General features: G+C 48.9%; 1 protein-coding gene. It reads right to left on the minus strand.

All coding sequences use genetic code 11. The features are described 5' to 3' along the window. On the minus strand, positions 1-440 hold a 440-nt coding region (locus tag L1077_RS27230; RefSeq protein WP_237139892.1), incomplete at both ends, for an AMP-binding protein.

The raw sequence follows: 440 nt of genomic DNA on the forward strand, positions 1-440 counted from the left end.
ATGCTCCACCATAACCCCTTTGGGTTGCCCAGTAGAGCCGGAGGTATAGATGACATAAGCAAGGTTGTCGCTGGTCACGGCAGTATCAATCACCTTGGGTGAGGCCTCGCTATATCCATCCAATAAAGTCAATTCATCCAGCAACACTTGAGTAAATTCACCCTCAGGTAGACGTGAACTGACGGATGACACGGTTAATACCGTATCCATGCAGGCATCCTTGACCATGTATGCCAAACGGCTACCCGGATAGCTGGGATCTAACGGCACATAAGCCCCACCGGCCTTTAAAATACCCATTATACTGATGACCATCTCAAAGCCGCGCTCTAGGCATACACCTACCAGTTTATCCGGCCCCACACCGTGTATATTTCGTAAATAATGAGCCAACTGATTAGCGCGTCTATCCAGTTCTTTATACGTGAGTGACTGCCCTG

The sequence above is a fragment of the Pseudoalteromonas luteoviolacea genome (genome assembly GCF_021654285.1).
Lineage (GTDB): Bacteria > Pseudomonadota > Gammaproteobacteria > Enterobacterales > Alteromonadaceae > Pseudoalteromonas > Pseudoalteromonas luteoviolacea_J.